Below are 23,164 nucleotides of genomic sequence, written 5' to 3' on the forward strand. Positions count from 1 at the left end.
GTGAGCGATTCCTCTCCGGGCCTGCCCTTGCTCGGCGTTCAGCCTGACCCCGTCGATCGCCTCATCCTCGATGAGGCTTCCGAACTCGAGGGTGTGGATGCGCCGCTCGCGGTCGTCGGCGACGGCACTGGTGCGCTTGCCGTCGCGGCTGCCGAGCGGTTCGAGCTCGACACGATCCGCACGTTCCACGACTCGGTCACGGATGAGCGGGCGAGTGACGAAGCGGTCCGGGCGAGTTTCCGCTCACTGAAGGCGGTGCGCTTCGGGCTCGAGCCAGCTCTTTTCGACGGGGTGCGGCTCGTTCTCCTGCGCCTCCCGAAGTCGCTCGCTGAACTCGACGAGGTCCTGCGGCTCGTTGCCGCGCATGCGCATCCGGACGTGCGCGTCGTGGCCGGCGGGCGCATCAAGCACATGAGCCGCGGCATGAACGAGACTCTCGAGCGGTCCTTCGCGTCCGTGTCCGCGAGCCTCGGCAGGCAGAAGTCGAGGGTGCTGCACGCGAGCGGTCCGAAGCCCGAGCTGCGCGACGCGGAGACCGGGTACCCGATCGTGCAGAACTCCGACGAACTGGGCTTCGCGATCGCGAGCCACGGCGGTGCGTTCGCGGGTCCTCGCCTCGATCTCGGCACGCGCGAGCTGCTTGCGGCGCTTCGTGACGTCCCCGCCGACGTGCTGCCAGAGCATGGTGTCGGCGTCGACCTCGGCTGCGGCACCGGTGTGCTGGCGGTCTCGCTCGCAAGGCTCCGCCCGCGCTTCGAGGTCATCGCCAGCGACCGCTCCTGGACGGCGGTCGCCTCTGCCCGCGAGACGGCGCGGCGGGCGGGAGTCGAGGACCAGGTGGAGGTGCGTCGGGAGGACGCGGGGTCGAGCATCGAGTCCGCGACCGTCGACGTGGTGCTCCTGAACCCGCCCTTCCACGACCGCCACGAGGTCGTCGAGGACATGGCGCATCCGCTCTTCCAGCAGGCCGCGCGCATGCTGAAGCCGGGCGGCGCCATGCTGACGGTGTTCAACTCGGGCCTCGCTCATCGTGCGGCGCTCGAGCGGATCGTCGGCCCGAGCACGCAGATCGCTCGAGGCGCGAAGTTCACCGTCGTCCTCAGCCGAAGACGCGACTGATCGTCGCCTGCGCCCTGCCAGGCAACACAGCGGCGGATTGACGCGAACCGGCGGGCATCCGGTCGGTAGGCTGATCATCTGAACCGGAGGCGCAATGACCGATCTCATCCACATGCTTCGCGACTGGATGCCGAAGCAGCGCTGGTACTCGGGCGGTGAGGGCCGAGCACCGCAGCTCACCCACCTCGGCAGCTACGTGCTCGCCAACCCGAATGGCGAGGCGGGTGTGCACCTCGTGACGGTGCCGTGCATGCTCGATTCCTCCGGGGACGTGCCGGTCGTCTATCAGGTGCCGATCGTGCTCCGCGAGGTGGATGCGCGCGTGCCCGCCCTCGGGTACATCGGGTCGATCAGCAACGCGGCCGGGCGCGTGAGCGCCGTCGTGGACGGACCTCACGACATCGCGTTCGCGAAAGCGCTCCTGGCGCTGCTGGAGCGGGAGGGACATGCGACGGGGGCTGGCGGGCGAAGCGACATCGCGGCGTACGGTCTGCCGATGCCCGGGGCCGTCGTCGGCAGCTTCGTCACCAGCCGGGTGCTGTCGGGTGAGCAGTCGAACACGTCCATCATCTGCGAGATGCGGCTGCCGGATGGCAGCGATGCTCCACCGCTCATCCTCAAGGTGTTCCGGATGCTGCACGACGGCGAGAATCCGGAGGTGACGCTCCAGTCTGCGCTCACCGCGGCCGGATCGGTGCGGGTGCCCCCGGCCATCGGGCATCTCTCGGGCTTCTGGCCTGACCCGCGCACGAGCAGCGGTCGTGCGTCGGGAAACTTCGTGTTCGCGCAGGAGTTCCTTCCGGGCGTCGAGGACGCGTGGCGCGTCGCGCTTCGTGCCGCTGAGACGGGCGACGACTTCGGTGACGCCGCGTACACCCTCGGAACGGCAACCGCTGAGGTGCATCGCACGCTGCGCGACGTGCTTCCGAGCGTCGAGGCGACCGCCCCGAAGGTGCAGGCCGAGGTCGCCGCTATGCGCCAGCGGCTGGATGCGGCCATCGCGGTCGCGCCGTCGCTGGAGCGCCTGCGTGGTGCGGCAGAGGAGGTCTACGCGCGCGCGGCGGACATGAACTGGCCCCGCCTGCAGCGAGTGCACGGGGACCTTCACCTTGGCCAGGTGCTGGCCGTCGAAGATCGCGGCTGGGTGTTCCTCGATTTCGAGGGTGAGCCGCTGCGCAGCATCGAGCAGCGCAACACGGCGGATGCGCCGCAGCGTGACATCGCCGGAATCCTTCGCTCCTTCGACTACGTCGCAGGGTCGCTCGAGATGACGACCGGCCGCAACGTCGCGGGCGATTGGGCCGCGCGGGCCCGCCAGTCGTTCCTCAACGGCTACGCCGCAGCAGTGAGCGGTGAGCCGCGGGTCGGTCGCCACACCGGTGCGATCACCCTTGACGGACGGGCGGCCCGCCGACAGGCGCAGGATGCACGCGACGGTGGCAGCGCTCGGGAAGGCGCGGGCGAGGGCCCGTCAGGCGGCTATCCGCGACCGGACGCGTCGGAGAATCGACCGCTGAGCGCCGCCGAGGCTGCTGCGCTCATCCGCGTGTTCGAACTCGACAAGGCCCTCTACGAAGTGATCTACGAAGCATCGCAGAGGCCGGCCTGGCTGCGGATCCCCGTGCGGGCGGTGCAACGCATCCTCGCCTGAGCGGAGGCGGGGTTCCCGCTCGGCCCCTGGTCCCTGATGGCTGGTCGTCGGTTTGGGATGCAGACGAAGTTATCCACAGATCAGGCACGCCATCGTTCCGGGTGCGTCCTCGCGACTACGTTCGCGAGTACGCAACCGGAAGGACGTACGTGACGCGTGACAACACTTTCAACAGCTTCGTGACCGACCCGCGAGGGGTGCCGAGCGCCGGAGGCTACTCGCCCGAGGTGTACGACCTGCTGCTCGACGCGGGTGGGCGACTGGCTTCGTTCTACGCGGCAAGAGCCGCCCGAGCTCGAAGCGCCCACGAGTACCGGCGCTGGCAGGACAAGCTCGCCGCGCTCCGCGAGGAGATCGCCGACGTCGATGCGCAGTCGAACGTGAGCGTCGTCGCGAAGCGCAACGAGCTGATCGAGCGCTACCGCGCCGAGACGCGCGGCAGCGAAGGGGCGGGCACCGTGCGCGGCGCGAGCTGACCGACGGCGATGCGTGCAGACAACCACGATGAGAGGACGAGCATGACCGAGGAACCCCAGAACGACGAGCGCGTCGAGCCTGTCGAGCCCGCCGACGACTACGACCCCATGATCTACGACGCGATGCGGGAAGCCGCGAACCGGCTCGGCGGCTTGTACATGGAGCGCTGGCACCAGGCGAGGGACGAAGCCGGAAAAGCCAAATGGCTTGCCCTAAACGATCAGGTCTGGCGTGAATCACGCGAGGTTGACCCGGCCTCGCTCGAAGACGTGCAGCGCGCGCGTGCAGACTTCGTGGCTCGATTCACTGCAGAGGGCCACTGATGTACCGCGACGAACTCAGCAGGGATGAGCTTGCCGAGATCTTCGACCGATCCATCCGGGGCAAGCTGCCGACAAGCACGTCTGCACCGCATCCGACTCTGGTGCTGGTTGGTGCGCAGCCCGGCGCCGGGAAGACACGCGTCGTTGCCTTAGCAGAGCGAGCCCATGCAGACGCTACTGCAGTGGTGGGGGACGATCTTCGACAGTTTCACCCCGACTACGCGCGTCTCATGCGTGAGGATCCGCTGCGGATGCCGGAGGTGACGGCGCAGGCGGCGGGTGCGTGGGCGCGCATGTCGAGCGACTACCTGCGGGAGCGCCAGGCGTCGGTTGTGTTCGAGACGACGTTCAGGCAGCCGGACGCGGTCGTGGCGACGGCGAAGGAGTTCCGGGATGCTGGCTACCGCGTCGAGGTGCGTGCGCTTGCCGTTCCCGAGGCCGTCTCACGCCTCGGGGTGCTGTCGCGCTATGCGGAGCAGGTGCGCGACCAGGGAGTGGGCCGTTGGACGCCGCAGGAGTTCCACGACAACGCCGCCGAGCAGATGCCGAAGTCGCTCGAACGGGTGATCTCCGAGGGCTACGTGGACAGGGCGCTCGTCGTCGACCGCGCCGGCCGCACGCTCTACGCCGCCGACATCGACCCCGCCCTGGCGAGCTCGCCAGACGCGAGAGACGGCGCTCACGCTCGCACCGCTGTCGACAACGGCAGGGCGCTCCAGAACCTCGACCGTGCCTCCGCCCGCTCATGGCTCGGCACGCTCGACCGAGACGCGAACGACGTCCTCGACCGCGCCACCCTGGGCCGCGACGTGCTGTCCACCATCGACGACCTCCGCCGCGACGGAGCCCGAATCGCACCCCTCGCGCACGAACCGAACAGCGCGGCAGCGTCCACCGCAGCCGCCAGGCTCGCAGCCCTCGGCGACCGAACCAGCCAAGCGCGAGACGCTCTGGAACGCAGAACAGGGCACGACCAAGCTGCCGCTGCGCCCACGCAGCAGCTGCAGTCGCAGCTCACCACCACACTCGACACGACACTCGGCACCAGTTCCCGGCTGCAGCCTGAAGCCGTGCGCACGCACACGCAGCAAGCAGCCCCTGTCCAAGAACGCTGAACCGACACCGAGGTCGCCGGGCTGCGTCAGGTCAACCGACCCGGCGCAGCTCCGGCTCCCGCACCCGCAGGAACGGCGCATACGGCAGCAGGAACCGCTGCGCCAGCCGACCGAGCACGCCGGCGTCCGGAGCCAGCTCCACCTCAGCTCCACCACCCACCAGCACCGCAGCCAGATTGCGCTTCGCGGTCGTACCCCACTGCTCCAAGATCGACGTGTGCCCCGTCAACAGGTCCCTGAAGGCCAACGGCGCCCCAGAGGCGCGCTTCTCCTGCGCCGCACCCAGCACACCCGTCTCAAGACGAACAACACCCTGCGCGTGCGCCGGATCCGCTCCGTGCCCGAAATGCCCCGCCCGACCCAGGAACGGGAGATGCACGTTGATGCCGAGAATCGGACCAACCGACGGATCCACAGGGGACAGCAACGCATAGTGCGGCACACGAGCCGACGCCGGCAGATCATCAAGCGACGTCACCCCATGCCCAAGACCAGCGCTCGACACATGCACGACCCGATCTACGCGCATCCCCAACGACATGGCACGCCCCGTCACCCCACCGCCGAAGCTGAAGCCGAACGCGGTCAACGCCACCCGTCCATCCCGAGGAATCGCGTTCACAAACGCCCCGAGCTTGCGGGCGAGGCCATCCGCCATCGCGGCCGACAACGCCAGCGGGCCACGAGGGAAACGGCCACCCTGCCATACCACCAGCCCAGCCTCCCCAGCTGGTGCGAGCTTCAACAACTCCGACATGGTGTGCGCCTTGCCCTCGAAGTCCAACAACCTCGCCTCATTGCCAGGCACGAAGATGCCCACCGAGGAGACACCCTCCGCAAACGGAGAAGCCATGGGATCCTCCGACTCCGAGATCGCAGTCCCCACGTACTCGACGATCGAATCCCGTTCAGGATCGAACGCGAGCACGAATCGAGGCTTCCCACCACGATCCACGAAACCGCGACCGCCGTGCAGCTCCTTCAACTGATGCACAAGACGCTCGCGGTCACGCAGCTCACCCCGGCTCGCGTCCGCCAGGATGCTCTTGATCTCGCCACCCGCGAACGCGCTCGCACTACCGAGAGCCCGCTCGATGGAGGCGCCGGACTCGAGCGCCTTGATGGCCCGCCCAAGCGATTCCTGATTCGCGCGCACGCGCAGGGCCCACGGAATGCCGTCGAGGTTGCCGACGAGAAGCGGCACCTGCTGCAGCAGCCGCGCCCGCTCCGAGGCAGACAATGCACCCCACCACTCCCGCGTCGTCGCGGCCGAGGGCGGCGCGTTCAGCACGCGGCGCAGGCGCCCGCGCGAGATCGGCCTCGACTCGATCAGGCGGGTGAGGTCAGCTAACGAAGAACGGGCTCGCACGCAGAAAGCGTAGCGAGCCCGTCCGACAATCCACGACGTGAATCTGCCGAGGCACAGGAGGCGGTCAGCCCCCGGCGCCAGCCAGAATCAGTAGTACTCGCCCTGGCGGAAGTCCCAGCTGTTGAACGATTCGGCGAGGATCGCCATGATGCGGTTGATGTCGAGGCCCTTGCGGATCACGACGGGCGCCGGCGAGATCGAGCGCTGGCCGCCCTGCTCGGGGATGAGGGTGCCGTCGGCGTCCACCATCGAGATCATGACGCCCTGCTCGTGGCGCGTCTCCGTCGTCGCCTCCGGCTGGATCGACGCGACGTAGTCGTTGGCCTCGATGATGAGGTCGGCGCGGTCGTGGATGCGCTCGCCGATGCCCTCGACAAGGCCGCGGTTACCCTTGCCGGACGGGTTCGCGGAGCTGGCGAACGCGAAGCGGCCGTGCTTCTCGTAGAGCTCCTTCGCGAGCTTCTCGCCGGGAACGCCGAACTTGATGACGAAGCAGCTCGTTCCGCGGCCGTCCATCATGAGCTCCTTGGTGCCGTCATCGGGAAGGGCCGCGACGGCCTCTTCCTTCCACGGCAGGATGCAGCCGAGGAGGATGTCGTCGTTCCAGTGGCGCTCGTAGAACGCGTCGATCTCCGGGGTGAGCTGCGCGAGCGCACGGAGCTGCTCGAGCGAGCCGCAGAGCACGACGCCCGGCTTGTTGCGGTTGCGCTCCTTCGCCTCGAACTTGCGCTCGAGTCCCTCCTTGTCGGAGGTCATGATGATGTAGCCGACCTTCGTCGGGACGACGACGAGTCCGCCGTCTCCGGTGAGGATGTCGACGGCTTCTGGCTGCACGTCGCCGTTCCACGCGATCAATTTGCTGTCCATAGCTGCGTTTCTCTCGAGAGTGGTGCTCGGGCTCGTCGAGCCGGAGTGAACTGTCGCGTCCGCTTGGGTCGCGTCGAGCATCGATCCTACTTGGTGTTGGCGCTCGACCAGGGTCGGGGGAGCCTCCGCCCGTAGGCTTGAGGGCATGGAGACTCCCCAGCAGGTCCCAGAAGACGGTGCTTCTCCGGAGCCCGAGCTCGAGGCGCTGGTCGTCGCATCCGGCTCCCGCCCGACCACGTCTGACGAGGCGGCTGCGGTGCTCGAGCGGTTCCTGCGCGAGACGGTCCCCCCGATCTTCGCCCTTGACCCGACCATGGACGTGCGCGGTTTCGATGCGGCGCGCGTCACCGCGCATCCTCTTGCCGGCGACCTCGTGGGGCTCGACCTCGACTTCACCGGCCTCGAGGTGACCCTCGATCCGACGGTCGTGGACACCCCGCCGGCGCCCGACTTCCCGGCGTTCGGCACCGAGGTGTCGAGGGCGGATGCGAAGGTCGCCGAGGTGCGTGCGCGTGCGCTCCCCATCCGCATCCAGGACGTCGACGTCGATGCGACGGTCACGGCGACCGGGGTGCACGTCGACTGGGCGGAGGACGATCTCGGTCAGCTGGCCCTCGCGCTCAAGCGCGGCACGGCCGGGGGTGAGGCCGTGACGGTCTTCCCCGTCGATGCCCTGTCGATCGATCTCTCGGCGCAGCAGCAGGCGGTGTCGGACGCGGTGATCAGGTTGGTGCAGGAGTCGGCTGCCAGCCAGGGCTTCAGGGTGCCGCGCCTGGAGTTCGAGCTGACGCAGGCCGGGCCTCGCGGAGTGCACGTGCAGGTCTCGGGCAAGGTCAAGCGCGGACTGCTGGGGGCCAGTCTGCTCTTCACGACGGAGGCTCAGCTCGGTGACGACCTCAAGCTGCGGCTGCTCAAGCCCGCGCTCACGAGCCACAACCCCATCATCGGGCTACTGCTGCTCGCCGTGCGGAAGCAGATCCGCGAAGAATTGAAGGACCCCATCGATCTGCGCGACCTGCAGCTCGACCCGTTGAAACTCGACGATGTGCAGTTCGAAGTCGGCGAGCGCCTACGGCTGCGCCTCGACTACAGCTAGTCGATGTGGTGGTAGTCGTTCACTCGACATCGTCCGAGGCTCGGAGGCGTGCGAGGGCGAGGGCGATCTGCTCGTTCCGTCCAAGTGTGCTGAGAGGCACCCAGAGCATCATGGCCATCCCCGCGAACCCAGCGAAGGGCGGGAGATCCTCGCCGTTCGTGAGGACGAGCTGGGCGACGCAGCTCAGAATCAGGGCGCCCGAAGCGCACATCGCTATCGGGAGCAGCAGCGGGTAGACGGCCCGCCGTTGCTCGACGGCTTGGTCGATCTCATGCGTCCGAGCGAGGTTGATGCGGATCCGGTCGTTGACGGGATTGATCGAGTTCTCGAGGAGTCGGCGCACATCGCGGGGAAGAGGCGAATCGCGATGTGCGATGGCCGTCCAAAGGGCCAGCGGCACCAGCGGGGCCGCGAGCGCGCCGCTGAGAGCGCAGAGTGCGACGCTGAGCGCCAGGTGTCCGGGTGCGAGATCCTCGGCCAGGTCCATGCCGAGAAGTCCGGCCGCGGCGGCGCCCAAGCCCGCGACTAGCGCGAGGCCGACGCGTCGCGGCGCGGGAAGAAGCGCAGGGAGGTGCTGCCAAGCCGACCGCCACCCGAGTCTTGTCATGGGCTCATCCGGAACCGGCACCTCGCGGATCTCGCCGGGGCCGAGCGCGGACAGCACGCCGGGGCCTGCCTTCGCCATCCTCGAGTCGGTCGCGCGTAGGCCGATGATCGCCGCGAAGGCGAAGAGGAAGGGAAGCCCGCCGAAGATCAGGAGGGCCATCCAGCTCCCCGGGAGCCCGAGCAGTCCCGCGATCGTGACGATCGCGAAGAACACGCCTGTCGCGATGCAGAAGGCGAGCAGTGGACGCCGTCTCTGCTTCTCTGCCATCCCACATCCCTGATTCGGCGTGCTTGATGAGCCTTTCGGCGCTGCGATCGAACACCACCGTAACGAAGTCGCTCCGCCGCTGGCTGGGCGCCGCATCCACCTGCGATACGGCGCCCACCCAGTGCGTGCGGCTACTTCGTGACCGAGACGGTGTGCGTGGTGCTCACCGTGCTGCCTGCGGCGTTGATGAACTCGACCGTGTACTCGTACTGGCCAGGGGCATTGCCCTCGACCTCCAGCACCGCCTTCTGGGCCGCGGGGCTCGCTGCGGTGAGCGTGCCGGCGCCGACCTCGACACCGTTCTCGAGGAACCGGTAGGAGGTGGCGTTGGTGCCCCACCAGAGGTTCGCGGTGACGGTGTAGCTGCCGTCTCCGTCCCAGTTGTCCGAGGAGAGGGACGGTGCGCCGGGGGAGGCGTTGGTCACCGTCACCGTGAGCGATTCCGTCGCGGTGATCCCCTTCGAGTTCACCAGCTCGCCGGTGAAGACGTAGGTTCCGTTCTTCAGGCCGGCGATGTCGACGACAGCTGACTGAGCCGCCGGTGAGTTCATGCCGAGCGGTGTCGTGCTGACCAGCTGGCCGTCTTGGTAGAGGCGGAAGACGGAGCCGTTCTCACCCCACCACAGGTTCATGGTCAGCTGGAACTCGCCGTCGCGGAGGCCGGTGTTCCAGCCGTCGTTGGAGGAGAGCACGCCCTTGCCTGGCGCCTTCGTCGCACCGTCGTCCGTGGGAGCTTCGCTCAGGGTCACGGGTGCGGTCGCAGCCGAGCGGGGGCTCTCTCCGGAGGCGTTGACGCCGGTCACCTCGTAGGAGTGCGTCGAGCCGGGAGCGAGCCCCTCGACGGTGCAGCTCGTCTCGGTTGCCTCGCAGACCGGGTCCGAACCGCCCGCTTCGTAGACGCGGTAGCCGGTGAACCCTGCACCGGTGTCCTGGAGGTCGTCCCAGGACACGGTGATGGCGGTGTCGCCCGCTTGCGTCGCGACAGCGTTCTGCGGGGTGCCGGGCAGCGTTTCGTCGGCGACTGCCAGCCAGGAGATGACCGGCTTCTCGCCGCCAGCGCCCTCGTTGGTCACGAGGTAGTCGACCGTGGCTGCCTCCGAGAGCGTGAAGGTCAGCCCTGCGGAGAGCTTGGGGGTGGAGCCGGAGAGCGGGATGCTTCCCTTCGCGAGCTCCGTGCCATTGACCGACACGGTCTGGTACATGGTCCTGCTCAGGTTCCACCACTCGGTGAAGCCACCGGTCAGCGTGTAGGTTCCGGCCTCGAGTGGGAGCCGGTAGCTCAGCTTGGTGGTGTCCTGGTAGAGACCCGTCGAGTACTTGTCCTTGAGGTCGGTTCCGGTCTTCAGCTTCATGCCATCCGCGACATGCCCCCATTGCTCGGCCGACGTGGAGACCTGGTCGACCTTGTCGTTTCGCAGTCCGTCGACGGCGGCTGACACTGCCGCGTACTGCGGCGAGGCGACGCCGTTCGTCCCGGCGTCGATGAAGTAGACGAGCCCGGGCGGGACGATCTCGAACTGCGCGACGACCGGTGCGTCGCTGTCGTCGAGGCGTCCGTGCGCCGTGATCGTCTCGTACTCGGTGCGGGCCTGCTCGTGGGCGGCTGGCTCCCACGTGACGGCCCGTTCGACGTCTGCGACCATCACCGTGTCGGGGAGCGGGTCATCGGTGTCGAGCACGCCCTGCACGCCGAGGTCGCGGGGCAGCGTCTGCACGTAGACGAGCGCGAGTCGGGCGTTGTAGCCGCTCGTCCCGTTGGTGCCGAACTCAAGCTCGACGACGGCTTCCTCGTCGAGCGTCAGCGTCTGCGCGATCGGCGTCGCCGACCCTGTCGAGACCGCTGTCTTCGAGGTGGTCTCGCCGTTCGCGGTGAGTTTCGCGGACAGGTTCGTCGTGAGTCCGGCACGGGGTGCCTGCACGCCGACGATGTTGTAGGAACCGGCGGGGAGAGTGAGGTGGTAGGTCACCGGCTTGTTGAAGTCGGCGCCGATGTACGACGACCCCCAGTCCTGTGGGGTGCCGCCCGCGAGCGTCGTCGCCGCAGTCGAGTACCCCCACGTGCTGCCTGGGGCCGCGCCGTCCCACTTCTGATCGGCAGTCTCGTTGCGGAGCTCGGGCGAGACGGCCGCCGCGGCCGCATGAGCTGAACCTGCTGCTGACCCGCTCGAGCCGGAGTCGATGAAGTAGTCGAGGTCCGCGGGGATGACGAGCACGCTCGCCGAGAACCGCTGGTAGACGCCGGCTTCGGTCTTCTCCGCGGTCCGGCCGGTGGCCGTGAAGGTCGCAAGCTCACCCGTGGTCTTCGCGCTGGCGTTCGACGCGGCAGTCCAGATGACATCCGCCTCGGTCCCCGAGAGCGTGAGGGAACCGGGCAGGGCACGCTCGGCGGTGGTGATGGCGACGGAACCCAGGTCGGTCACGTCGGCGCTCACATCCTTCGGGGTGAGTGCGTCTGCAGCGGATGCGAGTCGCGCTTCGATCGCCGTCGCGCCTTCGACGTCGAGTCCGTACCCGACCGGGTCGGCGACCGCGGACTGCGCCGCCGTTCGAGCGGCAGCGAACGGGGCCCATGACTGGGGTGCGTAGTCAGCCTCGACGAGCTGCGCGACGGTGGAGACGGCTTCGGTGAGTGCTCCCGTGTCGACGCGCGTCGAATCCGCGACTGCACTGATCGTGGCGACCGAGTCGACGTTGAGCGAGCTGTCGTTGGCCGTCTTGACGACGACGGTGTGAGCGCCGTTCGCGAGGCCGCGGAGCGTGAACGTCGTTCGGGCGCTGCCCGCGCTCCAGGTCGGGGCTCCGAGCGCGACGGGGATCCCATCCACCTCGACATCGAGCGTTGCAGTTCCGGGGTTGGAGCCGATGATGTCCAGGCCCGTTCCGGTGAAGGAGTAGCTCAGCGCGGCGCCCTTGGCGGTGCTCTTGGATGCGGTTCGCTGCCACTCGAACATGCCCTGTCCGTTGACGTGGCTCCAGTTGGCGTCGAACTCGAGCACCGGCGTCGACGTGTTCGACCAGCTGCTCTGGTGCATCCCGTCGATGATCTGCGTGGCGTATGGCGTGTATCCGGGCAGCGTCTCGATCTTCAGGTTGTCGAACTGCACGAAGTTGAAGCTGGACCCGAGTTGGATGCGCCCGGTTGCCTGCGGCGCGGCGTCCGTGTACGTGGCGATCTGCACGCCGTTGATCGAGGCCGTGTACGTGTCGGCGGCGACGGTCACGGCGATGGTGTTCCAGACGCCCGCGCCCGCGTTGAACGCGACGTCCGCATTGCCTGCCACGGTGCCCGTGGCGAGCGTCGTGCCGTAGCGGGTGAAGGTCCACGCTCCGGTGGGCTCGACCTTGAGCTCGGCTGCCGAGACGTTCTGCCCGTTCGCCGTGCCGCCCTGCTCTCGGGCGCCGATGGTCGCGTACTGCGCCCCCGCGGCTTCGAAGAGCACGTCGGCCGACACGGTGTAGTTCGCCCAGCGGGCGTCGCCGATCGTCGTCTTGGGGTCGCCGCTGTTCCAGGCGCCTCCGGCCATGCCTGGGCCCACCTGCTGCCTGAGCACGCGGCCGTGGGCGGCATCGGCCGTTGCGACCGACTCGAATGCGCCGTTGGTGTCGTTGGTATAGCGGGGCGTCACGCCCTGATCTTCTGGCTGCAGGGCTGGCGTCCCGCTCGGCTTCGCCTTGGCGCCGCGGCTGTCCAGGAATGACTCGCCGGAGTCGACGAGCGATCCGTTGGCAGGGTCGTAGCCGCTGATATTGCCGGTGCTGGCGTACTCGAAGTCGTCGGCGTAGAGGAACGTGTCGTCGGCGACACCGTTCTGGGCGCCGGTCGAGTCCGTGTCCAGGACGTCGCGGCCGCCGGCCGGGTCCGTGTATTCGGGGGACGTGGGCAGTGCGCTCGCGTAGCCGTCCTTGGCGGTGAGCGTGCCGTCGGCTGCTGCTGTCGCCTGGTCGAGCGTCGTGAGGGTCATCGAGGACCAGGGCTTGACCTCGACGGTGTAGAGACCGTCCCCGTTCGGCTCGATCTCCCCGACGGGTGCGAGGTAGTTGGCGTTGTACGCCTGCCCGGCATCCGCGGCGCGAGTCTCCCAGAGCTCGGCCGTGCGGTCTGCGCCGAGGGCCATGTCCTTCGCCGTGATGCGGTAGCTCTTCGTGAAGCTGCTGTCGTTGATGATGACGGTCGAGAAGTCGCTGGCATCTGGAGCCGCCAGGGTCGTGTAGGACGCGCCTCCGAGACGTGCGCCGTCCGGCGGGTTGCCCTTTCCGAGCTGGCTGTCGGAAGCCTGCGGGATGGCACGCCAGATGCCGGCGGTGTTGTCGTCGTTCTCCCAGCCGAGCTTCGCGAACTTGGTGAACTGCTCGATCATGGCGAGACCGCCGTCGTAGTACAGCCAGCCGGACCACGGGTCGCGAGCGCTCACGAGCTCCTTGGACGAGTACTGGAACCCGTCGTAGAAGGAGCCGATCGCGGGCTGGAAGATGTTGAGGGTGCGTCGCGACTCGTCGAACCCGGTCGTCACCCAGTTGCCCATCTCGAGAGCGCTGTTCGGCCCGCCGAATCCGGTGCCCGTTCCGCCCTGCTCGTCGCTGTTGGTGTTGTTCGGGCGGTCGGCCGAGTTGGAGAACGTGGACTGGCCCTCCGAGTTCCACACCTCCTTGTCGAGCTGCTCGGCCACCTTCTTGAGGTTGCCGGCGCTGTCGTCGGCGCTCGAGTAGTGGAAGCCCACGACATCCACCGCGTCGCGCAGCGAGGAATCGGTGGGGGACATCATCTCGTTGCCGAAGGAGACCGGCGGGGTGCCGACCGTGTCGGCGGCGACCGTCTCGATGGATCGGTAGAGGTCCCGCTCCTCATCCGAGGCGAAGCCGCTGTTCGGGTCTGCCGAGCTCGTGCCCTCGTAGCCCTTCTCGTCGCCGCGGAGCCAGCCGGAGAAGTCCTTGTACAGCTGGATCTCGGGGGTACGCGTCTCGTTCGCGTCCGGGTTGATCGAGTCGACCATGATCCCGTACTCGCGGTAGGCGGCGAGCACGGTGTTCTTGAACCAGATGTACTGGGCGGCGTGGTCGGTGGCCCAGGCCGGCCGGTTCCAGCGCAGGATGCTGACGTGCACGTCGCCGTGCGCGACGAGCTGCGCGTCGGCGGCGAGCTGGAAGCCCGGCTCGCGCTGCACGTTGGGGTACTCGTCACGCGTGCGCATCGTCGACGGGTTCGGTCCCGTGGAGGTGTTGCGGTCGTTGCCCATCTCGATCTTGATGGTGTTCATGATCGGGCGGTCGCCCCCGAAGAGGGTCTCGATGAGCTCCCAGTACTTCTCCGGATGCTGCGACTTGTAGTCGAGGAGCAGCGCGCTCGTCGAGTTGGCGGTGAGGACGCCGAAGCCCTTGAAGGTGAGCCCGTTCACGTTCTCGGCGGCCGCCGCGACGTCTGCGGCGTCGATGGTGACCGAGACCGGGTCTGATCCTGCGGCCTGGGCAGGTGTCGGTGAGACGAGGACCGGGGCGATCATCGCCACGGCCGTCGCCGCGATGAGGGACAGGCTCATCCGCCTCCTGCGAGCTCTCGGGGTGCTCGAGACTCGATCGAGCCGCTGGTCCTGAGGCATGTGCGCTCTCCGTTCTGTGCGCTGTCCGCGCTGCCTCGTCGACCGAGTGCGCGGCGGGCACGACTGTGTGCTTCCGAGCTGATCTTGGAGGGGGCCCGGGGAAAAGGCCAGCAAAACGAACAGGATCGTTCATGCTCGACGCGAAGCGAACACCTCTGTACGCTCGGATCCGTGGAAGACATGCCGCAGTTCGGTCTGACGAGGCGAGAACGCATCCTCGGCGAGCTCCGGCGCGCGGGCTCCGTACGAGTGGCTGCGCTGGCGCGGCAGCTCGAGGTGTCCGAGCTCACGATTCGGCGTGACATCACGAACCTCTCCGACCGAGGTCTCCTCACCAGGGTTCACGGCGGCGCGACCCTGCGGAGTCGCCTCGACACGTCGGTGCCAACGGTCGCAGCACAGGCCACCCCGATCCGCTTCCGGGTCGGCATGGTCACCCCCTCGCTCAGCTACTACTGGCCGCAGGTCATCGTCGGGGCGCGGGCGGCGGCCACCGACCTCGGCGTGCAGCTGGTGCTCCGCGGCGCCAGCTACTCCGTCGATGATCAGCGTCGACAGATCTCGTCCCTCGTCGAATCCGGAGGCCTGCACGGGATCATCGCGGCGCCGGAGACCAGCGGCCCCGACGGTTGGGCGCTCCTGCACTGGCTGGAGTCTCTCCCGGTGCCCGTCGTGCTGGCGGAACGCCATGCCGCGTCTGTCGGCTCGCTCACGAGTCTCGAATGGGTCACCACGGACCACGTCTTCGGCGGTTCCCTCGCGGCCGAGCACCTTGCGGCGCTCGGACACCGCAGGGTCGGCATCCTGACGTCGGCGGGTTCCCCGACCTCCGCGCAGCTGCGGCAGGGGTGGACCGGCGCCGTCAAGGAGCTCGGCCTTGAGACGGCCGTCGACGTCGACGCGAATCTCGACGCCATGGATGGGCAGGCGAGGGAGGAGCTCATCGCCCGAGTGCTCGACGACTGTCGCCGGGCCTCGGTGAGCGCCCTGCTCATCCACTCGGATCCTCAGGCGGTCCTCCTGCAGCAGTACGCCCGCGACCATGGCTGGTCGATTCCGCAAGACCTCGCGATCATCGCCTACGACGATGAGGTGGCGCAGAATGCCGAGCCGCCCATCACGGCGCTGCGTCCCCCGAAGCAGCACATCGGGCGCCTGGCTGTCGAGACGATGGTGTCTCGCCTCGACGAGGGGCCAGGCCGCCCGGTCCAGCGCACACGGGTCCTCCCCGTGCTGCACGCGCGCAGGTCGACCGCCGTCCCCTCCTGACCGTCAGCGGCCCATCCCCATCGCCTGCTCGTGGTCGATGAGCGCCTGCCGCACGGCGATGTCGGCAGCGTGCCCCGCGAGCTTCCCGCTCGCCCGCACGATGCGGTGGACGGGCACGAAGAGGCCGACGAGGCAGGCCCCGCAGGCGCTCGCGGCAGCCCTGGCGGCGCGGGGATGCCCCGCGATCGCGGCCACGTCGCCGTAGCTGGCGAGGGTGCCTGGCTCGACGAGCCTCGCCGCCCGCCACATGGCGCGGCGCAGCTCGGTGCCGTCCTGGTGGATGTCGATGGTCTCGAGCAGCGCGGGGTCGCCGTCGTCGTAGGCGCGGACGGCGGCGAGCGCCGGGTCGGTGTCGCCGAGCGCCTGCACGTCGAGGAGCTCCGACTGGCGGCCGAACACCGAGTAGGCGAGCGAGCTGGGGTTGCCGAAGCCGGCCGCGCGCACCGTGTCCGAGTCGCCCGCCTTCACGACGGAGAACTGCTCGCCCAGCAGCTCGACGCTGCCGACGCGGAGCGAAAAGGAGGGGGCGGTTCTCTCGTCGTGGGTATCGGCCATGGCAAGAACTCTGCCACGTTCGGAGAAGTCCTGATCAGGCGCGGAAGAGGGCGGCATGCGCGACGCTGGGAGTTGACTGAGGGAGGCCGCCGATGGTGGCACTGACGCGCTCCAGACTCTAAACTTGAGTCATCACGACTCAACTCTTGTTCGTCTGAGTCGAAAGCACACGTTCAACAAGGAGCCCCATGGCAAACATGCAAGGCGCTCAGGCACCAGACGAAGAGGCCAAGAGCGCACTCGAACAATACGGAATCAACCTCACCGACATCGCCCGCTCGGGTAAGCTCGACCCGGTCATCGGTCGTGACTCCGAGATCCGCCGCGTCAGCCAGGTGCTGACCCGCCGCACGAAGAACAACCCCGTGCTGATCGGCGAGCCCGGCGTCGGGAAGACCTCGGTCGTCGAAGGCCTCGCCCAGCGCATCGTCGCCGGCGACGTCGCCGAGTCGCTCAAGGACAAGGAGCTCGTGAGCCTCGACATGTCGGCGCTCATCGCGGGGGCCAAGTACCGCGGCGACTTCGAGGAGCGGCTCAAGGCGGTGCTCAAGGAGATCACCGAGTCCGACGGCCGCATCATCACCTTCATCGACGAGCTGCACACCCTCATGGGCGCTGGCGGCGGCGAGTCGAGCATCTCGGCCGCCAACATGCTCAAGCCCATGCTCGCTCGCGGCGAGCTGCGCCTCATCGGCGCGACCACACTCGACGAGTACCGCCAGTTCATCGAGTCGGATGCGGCGCTCGAGCGACGCTTCCAGCAGGTGTTCGTGGGCGAGCCAAGCGTCGAAGACTCGATCGCCATCCTCCGCGGCCTGAAGGAGCGGTACGAGGCGCACCACAAGGTCTCGATCGCCGACCAGGCGCTCGTCGCCGCTGCCGCGCTCTCGAACCGCTACATCACGGGCCGCAAGCTGCCGGACAAGGCGATCGACCTGATCGACGAGGCCGCGTCCCGCCTCCGCATGGAGATCGACTCCTCGCCGGTCGAGGTCGACACGCTCCAGCGGCAGGTCGACCGGCTTCGCCTCGAGGAGCTGGCGCTCAAGAAGGAGCACGACGACGCGTCCAAGCAGCGTCTCGCCGCGCTCCGTGCCGACCTCGACGCCAAGAATGCGCGCCTGGGGGAGCTGAAGGAGCGCTGGAACGTCGAGCGCGCATCCCTCAACCGCATCGGCGAGCTGCGCGAGCAGCTCGACAACATCCGCATGCGCGCCGACCGGGCGCAGCGCGAGGGCAACCTCGAGCTCGCCTCTCGTCTCCTCTACGGTGAGCTGCCTGGCATTCAGAAGCAGCTGCATGAGGCCGAGGCCACGGAAGATGGCGGGCCCAAGCTCGTCAACGACCACGTCACGGCCGAGGACATCGCCGGGGTCGTGGCCGCGTGGACGGGCATCCCCGTCGGGCGGCTGCTGCAGGGCGAGATGGAGAAGCTCCTCCACCTGGAGGGTGAGCTCGGCAAGCGACTCGTCGGCCAGGAGAAGGCCGCCGCGACGGTGGCGGATGCGATCCGCCGCACCCGCGCGGGCATCGCAGACCCCGACCGTCCAACCGGCTCGTTCCTGTTCCTCGGCCCGACCGGTGTCGGCAAGACGGAGCTGGCGCGTGCGCTCGCCGAGCTCCTCTTCGACGACGAGAAGGCCATGATCCGCATCGACATGTCGGAGTACGGGGAGAAGCACTCCGTCGCCCGACTCGTCGGCGCCCCTCCCGGGTACGTCGGCTACGAGCAGGGCGGGCAGCTCACGGAGGCCGTGCGGCGCAGGCCGTACTCGGTGGTGCTGTTCGACGAGGTCGAGAAGGCACATCCGGAGGTCTTCGACATCCTCCTGCAGGTGCTCGACGACGGGCGGCTCACCGACGGGCAGGGCCGCACGGTCGACTTCCGCAACGTCATCCTCATCCTCACCTCCAACCTGGGCTCGCAGTTCCTGATCGACCCGCTGCTCTCCCAGGAGGAGCGCGAGGACCGCGTCATGGCGGCTGTCCGGCAGTCGTTCAAGCCGGAGTTCGTGAACCGCCTCGACGACATCGTCGTGTTCAGCGCGCTCTCGCAGGACGAGCTCGCGCAGATCGTGGCGCTCTACATCGACCGCCTGCAGCGCAGGCTGGGCGAGCGGAGGCTCACGATCAAAGTCGACGACGATGCGCGGGCCTGGCTCGCCGAGCGCGGCTACGACCCCATCTACGGGGCCCGGCCGCTGCGGCGCCTCATGCAGCGCGAGATCGACGACCGCCTCGCGCGGGCGCTCCTCGCGGGAACCGTGCGCGACGGCGACACCGTCTCGGTGGTCGTGGCGAGCGACGGCGACTCGCTCAACGTGCAGTCGACGACGCCGCACACGGCCGCAGTGGAGTAGGCGGCTGGCGGCGGGGGAACGTGGTGCCGGAGATCTCTGGTGGGTAACTCGGGCGCGTCGTGCGCATCGCCTGTCCGCATCCGCGCTTATCTTGAGCGGCATGGAGCACCTGCGCTGGATACTGCCACTCATCGCCGCGCCCGTCGTCGCCGTGCTCGGCATCGTCGGCGTCATCGCCCTCTCGTTCCGGAGGCTCACGTCCGCGCCGGTCGCGAGCGACGACGTCATGGTGCTGTTCGGTCGCGACGCCTACCAGTTCTTCCTCGGCACGCTCGTGCCGTTCGTGCTCCTGGTCTTCATCGTCGGCCTCATCGTCTACGCCGTCTACGCCGTCGGGACGACGTTCGGGTGGATCGCGCTCCGTGAGACCCCGCTCTTCAAGACCTGGACGCTGCCCCTGCTCTTCTCGCCAGCCATCGCCGTGGTCGCCTTCTTCGTCGTCGCGTTCATGCCGTTCGTCGCGGGACCGAGCGAGGCGCTCGTGCCGGTCGTCAGCGCGTTCGGCGCGTTCATGGTGTGCCTCGCCGTCGCGGGTGCGCTGTGGTTCCGTGCGACGCTCGGCGCCCGCGCCAACAAGCGCGCCGCGGAGGCGGCGCCGGTGACCGGCGAGGTCGGCGTCACCGCCTGAGGTCGGCGTCGTACCCGCATTCGGGTGCCGTTTCCGCTTCTGCGACGGAGCGGGGAGGACTGACCTGGCCGAACGTCGGCGGGCGGTCGTACGTTGGCAGGATGACGTCGAAACGAGGCTCTCAGGTCGGTCGCTTCATCTGGCTCGGGATGCTCGTCGCCCTGGTCATCTTCGGGCTGGCAACCGCGCCTGAGCTGCTCGAGGGGCTCCACCTCGGTCCAGGGGCAGACGAGGTCGCGTTCAGCTTCGCCACGCTCGCGTACTTCCTGCTCCTCCCCGCCGCGCTGCTCGCGTTGGTGATCCTGTCGACGTACGTCGTCCGCGTCGACCTCCTGCACGCCATGGAGAGTCGGTGGGCATCCCGGATTCGTACTGAGTCAGGCGCCACCAAATCCAGCAACGCCGAGAAGTTGCGGAGGCGAGGACGTTGGGCGCTGCCGCTGCTTGCGCTGGCCGGAACGCTTGCGCTCACCGCGGCTGTCGTCGCCCTGGCCTTCACCGGGTATGACGGGGGTCCGTACGCGGAAGATGACGTCGCTCGGACACTCAGGGGTCTCGGCCTGGCGCTGCTGTTCTGGGCTAGCGTTCTCTTCGCAGTACTTCTGCTCTTCGGACTCGGGCGGGCGTCGCTTCGCGGGGCGGCTGCGAATCGACGAGAGAGCAGGCACCGCAAAGGCAACTACACGCGCAAGGAGCGTTCGCAGTTCGAGACTCAGCGGTACTCGCATGACCGGCTTGCGGCCGCGCTCCGCTTCCGAGATGAGCTGCTCGATGAACGCGTTCCGCAGACCATCGATGTCTGGGATTTCGGAGCCGCGGACGGCGAGGTGTTCTTCCAGGACGCGCCGGCGACCTATGCGCGGTACTACGGCCGCGACGTCGCGTACTCGACGAGTTCAGGCTTCTTCTTCGGCCACCCGGCTTTCGTCGTGGCTGGTCTCGCGGTGACCGCCATGGGCAACGCCTCGGCGCGATCTCGAGCTCAGATGGAAGCCGCGGAGCAGTGGCGCGAGTGGCAGACCGCTCGTGTCCTCGTCTCGAACCAGCGCCTCGTGTGCTTTGCGGGTGGGCGGTGGTTGTCGTTCTGGTACTCGGGCGTCGTCGCGAGCTACCCGTCGCTGCGTGAGCGGTCGCTGGTGCTGCAGTTCGACGGGGCGGAGCCATTGATGCTCGTGGGTGATCACGTGCCCGTCGCCGTCATGATGGCCACGTACTCGATGCACGGGGCGCGAGGGCTCGCGGGACACCCCGACCTCGTGGCTGCCGCCGACGCGCTCCAGCCCGCGCGCCGGTCGGAGTCTGCGACCGGGGCTGGATGAAGCGGAACCTGTCGGCGCTGGAGCGCACTGCGCTGCGCGAGGCGAGAGGCATCCCGCACGCCGAGAGCGGACCTGTGGTCGTCGACCGTGAGGTGCGACGACGACAGGCCCCTCTGCGTTTCGCGGGACCGGCAGGGGGTCGGGTCACTCGTCGAAGATGATGACTTGTCGCACGGCCTGCCCGTCGGCGAGCTTGTCGAGCGAGTCGTTGATCTCCGACAGACGGATGCGTCCGGAGATGAGCTCCTCGACCGGCAGCTTCCCGTCGCGCCAGAGCTGCGCGTAGACGGGGATGTCGCGCGCGGGCACGGCTGACCCGAGGTAGGACCCGACGATGGTCCGCGCCTCTCCGGTGAGCCCGAGCGGCGCGATGGATGAGCGGGCGTCAGGCGAGGGCAGGCCGACGGTGACCGTCGTGCCGCCGATGCCGGTGGCTGCGACTGCCGTCTCGAAGGCGCGGGGGTGTCCGGCCGCCTCGATGACGATGGGCGCCTTCACACCGTTCTCGGCCAGTTCGGCCGGTGTGTAGACCTCGCTCGCGCCGAGCTCGAGGGCGCGGGTCAGCTTCTCGGGGTTCGCGTCGACGCCGATGACCTTGCCCTTCTCCAGCGAGACAGCGGTGAGGAGGGCAGCCATCCCGACTCCTCCGAGTCCCACGATCATGACGGCGTCGCCGTCCTGCGGCTTCCCGGCGTTGATGACCGCGCCGCCGCCGGTGAGGACTGCGCAGCCGAGCACGGCTGCGATCTCCGGCGGCACGTCGTGTCCGATGGGGACGACCGACTGGCGGTTGAGCACGGCGTGCGTCGCGAACCCGGAGACGCCGACGTGGTGGAAGACGTCCTCCCCGTCGCGGTGGAGCCGGAAGTGCTCGCCGACGAGGTATCCGGCGTTATTGGCGACGCTGCCGGGAGTGCACGGCAGCTTTCCGTCGGTCCTGCAGTTGTCGCACTCGCCGCAGCGGGGGAGGAAGACGGTCGTCACCTGCTCCCCGATCTCGAGGTCGGTGACGTTCGCGCCCACCTTCTCCACGATGCCGGAGGCCTCGTGGCCGAGCAGCATGGGCGTCGGCCTGACCCGGTTCCCGTCGACGACGGACAGGTCGGAGTGGCAGAGCCCAGCCGCTCTGATGCGGATCAGGACCTCGTCTGGTCCCGGATCGTCGAGTTCGATGTCGACGATCTTCAACGGCTTCGACTCCGAGTAGGGCCGTGGCAGGCCGATCTCCTCGAGGACCGCTCCTTGGATGTTCATGCTGACTCCTTCGTCGGGACATGCGGTGGATGCTTGGGCCCGTTCCGGGCTCGGTTCAGTACGACTTCGGCAGCCCCAGCACCTTCGTGGCGACGAAGCTGCGGACCAGGTTGTTGTTGATAGGGGCGACGGAGAACATCCGCGTCTCGCGGAACTTGCGTTCGACGTCGTACTCGTCGACGAACCCGTAGCCACCGTGCGTGTCGAGGCACATGTTGGCGGCCGCCCAGGATGCTTCGGAGCTGAGCAGCTTCGCCATGTTGGCCTCAGCGCCTGCGGGCTCGCCCGCGTCGAAGCGTGCGGTCGCCTCGTCCCGCATCAGCTCCGCCGCGCGCACCTTCATGTAGGCGTCCGCGATGGGGAACTGCACGCCCTGGTTGGCGCCGATGGGCCGCCCGAAGACCTGGCGCGACTTGGCGTAGGCGACGGCCCGCTCGATGAACCAGTAGCCGTCGCCGATGGCTTCGGAGGCGAGGAGGATGCGCTCGGCGTTCCAACCGTCGAGGACGTGGCGGAATCCGTTGCCTACGCGTCCGATGACGGCGTCGCCGGGCACGCGGACCCCTCGGTAGGTGACCTGGTTGGTGGCGTAGTTGAACATCGTGCGGACCGGTGTGACCACGAGGGCGCCTGGCTGCTGTTCGCGGATCTCACGCAGATCGAGGAGGAACAGCGTCAGGCCGTCCGTTGTGCCCTTTGGCGTCTCCGAGGTGCGGGTGAGCACGAGGGCGAGGTCGGATTCCTCGAAGCGGCTCGTCCAGGTCTTGTGGCCGTCGATAACGTAGTCGTCGCCGACGCGGGTCGCCGTCGTCGTGATGGCGAGCGTGTCCGAGCCGGCGTCCTCGGTGATCGAGAACGCCTGGAGGCGGATGCTGCCGTCGGCGATGCCCGGCAGGTAGCGGTCCTTCTGCGCGTCGGTGCCGTGGCGGAGGAGGGCGGCCATCGTATACATCTGCGCGTGGCAGGCGGCGGAGTGCCCGCCGGACCGATTGATGGCCTCCATGACGCCGGTTGCCGCGTCGATGCCGTAGCCGCCTCCGCCGTATCCGCGGGGGATCATGACCGACAGCAAGCCCGCGGCTCCCATCGCATCCACGAACTCCTGCGGGTAGCGGCGCTCGCGGTCGGTCTCTCGCCAGTAGGCATCGCCGAAGCGCTCGCAGACCGCTTCGGTTCGTTCGCGCAGGGCGGTCCTGTCGTCGCTGGCAGTCAGGCTGGTCACGGCTGCTCTCCTTCGATCGATGGGCACACCGCTCTTCTGAGCGACAGACCTTCAAATATTTTTAGCGTGCGC

17 protein-coding genes are annotated in these 23,164 nt (G+C 68.4%); 10 read left to right on the plus strand and 7 right to left on the minus strand.

Annotation, left to right across the window (positions count from 1 at the left end):
• From ACQFZP_RS11950 to ACQFZP_RS11970, 5 genes are all read left to right on the plus strand, one after another.
• Positions 1-1,119 carry a class I SAM-dependent methyltransferase gene (locus tag ACQFZP_RS11950; protein ID WP_211891441.1) on the plus strand — a complete coding sequence of 373 codons (1,119 nt, stop codon included), beginning with the start codon at positions 1-3 and terminating at the stop codon, positions 1,117-1,119.
• Between the two features lie 94 nt (positions 1,120-1,213).
• On the plus strand, positions 1,214-2,770 hold the full coding sequence (locus ACQFZP_RS11955) for a maltokinase N-terminal cap-like domain-containing protein (RefSeq protein ID WP_211891442.1): 1,557 nt from the start codon (positions 1,214-1,216) through the stop codon (positions 2,768-2,770).
• 149 nt (positions 2,771-2,919) lie between these two features.
• Positions 2,920-3,246 carry a hypothetical protein gene (locus ACQFZP_RS11960; protein WP_146080676.1) on the plus strand — a complete coding sequence of 109 codons (327 nt, stop codon included), beginning with the start codon at positions 2,920-2,922 and terminating at the stop codon, positions 3,244-3,246.
• Positions 3,247-3,288: 42 nt separating this feature from the next.
• Entirely contained in the window at positions 3,289-3,570 is a 282-nt protein-coding gene (locus ACQFZP_RS11965; RefSeq protein WP_211891443.1) for a hypothetical protein, read from the plus strand.
• Positions 3,570-4,685, plus strand: coding sequence for a zeta toxin family protein (locus ACQFZP_RS11970; RefSeq protein WP_211891444.1), 1,116 nt, complete (start codon positions 3,570-3,572; stop codon positions 4,683-4,685). Before ACQFZP_RS11965 ends, ACQFZP_RS11970 begins: the two co-directional genes overlap by 1 nt.
• 31 nt (positions 4,686-4,716) lie before the next feature.
• Here ACQFZP_RS11970 and ACQFZP_RS11975 read toward each other — a convergent pair whose 3' ends face one another.
• Positions 4,717-6,054 carry an alpha/beta hydrolase gene (locus ACQFZP_RS11975; protein ID WP_211891445.1) on the minus strand — a complete coding sequence of 446 codons (1,338 nt, stop codon included), beginning with the start codon at positions 6,052-6,054 and terminating at the stop codon, positions 4,717-4,719.
• 87 nt (positions 6,055-6,141) lie between these two features.
• On the minus strand, positions 6,142-6,921 hold the full coding sequence (locus ACQFZP_RS11980; protein ID WP_104254793.1) for an L-threonylcarbamoyladenylate synthase: 780 nt from the start codon (positions 6,919-6,921) through the stop codon (positions 6,142-6,144).
• 145 nt (positions 6,922-7,066) lie between these two features.
• On the opposite strand from ACQFZP_RS11980, the gene ACQFZP_RS11985 reads away from it, so the two are divergent.
• The gene (locus ACQFZP_RS11985; protein WP_211891446.1) at positions 7,067-8,017 is read left to right on the plus strand and encodes a hypothetical protein; all 951 of its coding nucleotides are present in this window, start codon (positions 7,067-7,069) and stop codon (positions 8,015-8,017) included.
• Between the two features lie 19 nt (positions 8,018-8,036).
• Here the strand turns inward: ACQFZP_RS11985 and ACQFZP_RS11990 are convergent, their stop codons facing one another.
• Together ACQFZP_RS11990 and ACQFZP_RS11995 are read right to left on the minus strand one after the other, a co-directional pair.
• Positions 8,037-8,891 carry a hypothetical protein gene (locus ACQFZP_RS11990; RefSeq protein ID WP_211891447.1) on the minus strand — a complete coding sequence of 285 codons (855 nt, stop codon included), beginning with the start codon at positions 8,889-8,891 and terminating at the stop codon, positions 8,037-8,039.
• Between the two features lie 131 nt (positions 8,892-9,022).
• A complete protein-coding gene (locus tag ACQFZP_RS11995; protein WP_211891448.1) occupies positions 9,023-14,425 on the minus strand; it encodes a fibronectin type III domain-containing protein in 5,403 nt (1,800 codons plus the stop codon).
• Between the two features lie 240 nt (positions 14,426-14,665).
• On the opposite strand from ACQFZP_RS11995, the gene ACQFZP_RS12000 reads away from it, so the two are divergent.
• Positions 14,666-15,754 (plus strand): substrate-binding domain-containing protein, encoded by a 1,089-nt coding sequence (locus ACQFZP_RS12000; protein ID WP_211891546.1) that lies wholly within the window; start codon positions 14,666-14,668, stop codon positions 15,752-15,754.
• A gap of 3 nt (positions 15,755-15,757) precedes the next feature.
• On the opposite strand, the gene ACQFZP_RS12005 is transcribed toward ACQFZP_RS12000, so the two are convergent.
• Positions 15,758-16,309, minus strand: a complete 552-nt coding sequence (locus ACQFZP_RS12005) for a methylated-DNA--[protein]-cysteine S-methyltransferase (protein WP_211891449.1) — start codon at positions 16,307-16,309, stop codon at positions 15,758-15,760.
• 188 nt (positions 16,310-16,497) lie between these two features.
• Here ACQFZP_RS12005 and ACQFZP_RS12010 point away from each other — a divergent pair, with 188 nt between their 5' ends.
• From ACQFZP_RS12010 to ACQFZP_RS12020, 3 genes are all read left to right on the plus strand, one after another.
• The gene (locus tag ACQFZP_RS12010) at positions 16,498-18,669 is read left to right on the plus strand and encodes an ATP-dependent Clp protease ATP-binding subunit (RefSeq protein WP_104310132.1); all 2,172 of its coding nucleotides are present in this window, start codon (positions 16,498-16,500) and stop codon (positions 18,667-18,669) included.
• A 100-nt stretch (positions 18,670-18,769) separates the two neighbouring features.
• A complete protein-coding gene (locus tag ACQFZP_RS12015) occupies positions 18,770-19,297 on the plus strand; it encodes a hypothetical protein (protein ID WP_104254786.1) in 528 nt (175 codons plus the stop codon).
• Positions 19,298-19,398: 101 nt separating this feature from the next.
• Positions 19,399-20,616: a hypothetical protein gene (locus ACQFZP_RS12020; RefSeq protein ID WP_211891450.1), complete on the plus strand. Its 1,218-nt coding sequence runs from the start codon at positions 19,399-19,401 to the stop codon at positions 20,614-20,616.
• A gap of 144 nt (positions 20,617-20,760) precedes the next feature.
• Here ACQFZP_RS12020 and ACQFZP_RS12025 read toward each other — a convergent pair whose 3' ends face one another.
• Both ACQFZP_RS12025 and ACQFZP_RS12030 read right to left on the minus strand, forming a co-directional pair.
• The gene (locus tag ACQFZP_RS12025) at positions 20,761-21,870 is read right to left on the minus strand and encodes an alcohol dehydrogenase catalytic domain-containing protein (RefSeq protein WP_211891451.1); all 1,110 of its coding nucleotides are present in this window, start codon (positions 21,868-21,870) and stop codon (positions 20,761-20,763) included.
• Between the two features lie 55 nt (positions 21,871-21,925).
• Complete coding sequence (locus ACQFZP_RS12030; RefSeq protein ID WP_211891452.1) at positions 21,926-23,092, minus strand: acyl-CoA dehydrogenase family protein; 1,167 nt, start codon at positions 23,090-23,092, stop codon at positions 21,926-21,928.
• Between the last annotated feature and the right edge of the window lie 72 nt (positions 23,093-23,164).

This window comes from Pseudoclavibacter sp. Marseille-Q434, assembly GCF_050315415.1.
GTDB lineage: Bacteria > Actinomycetota > Actinomycetes > Actinomycetales > Microbacteriaceae > Pseudoclavibacter.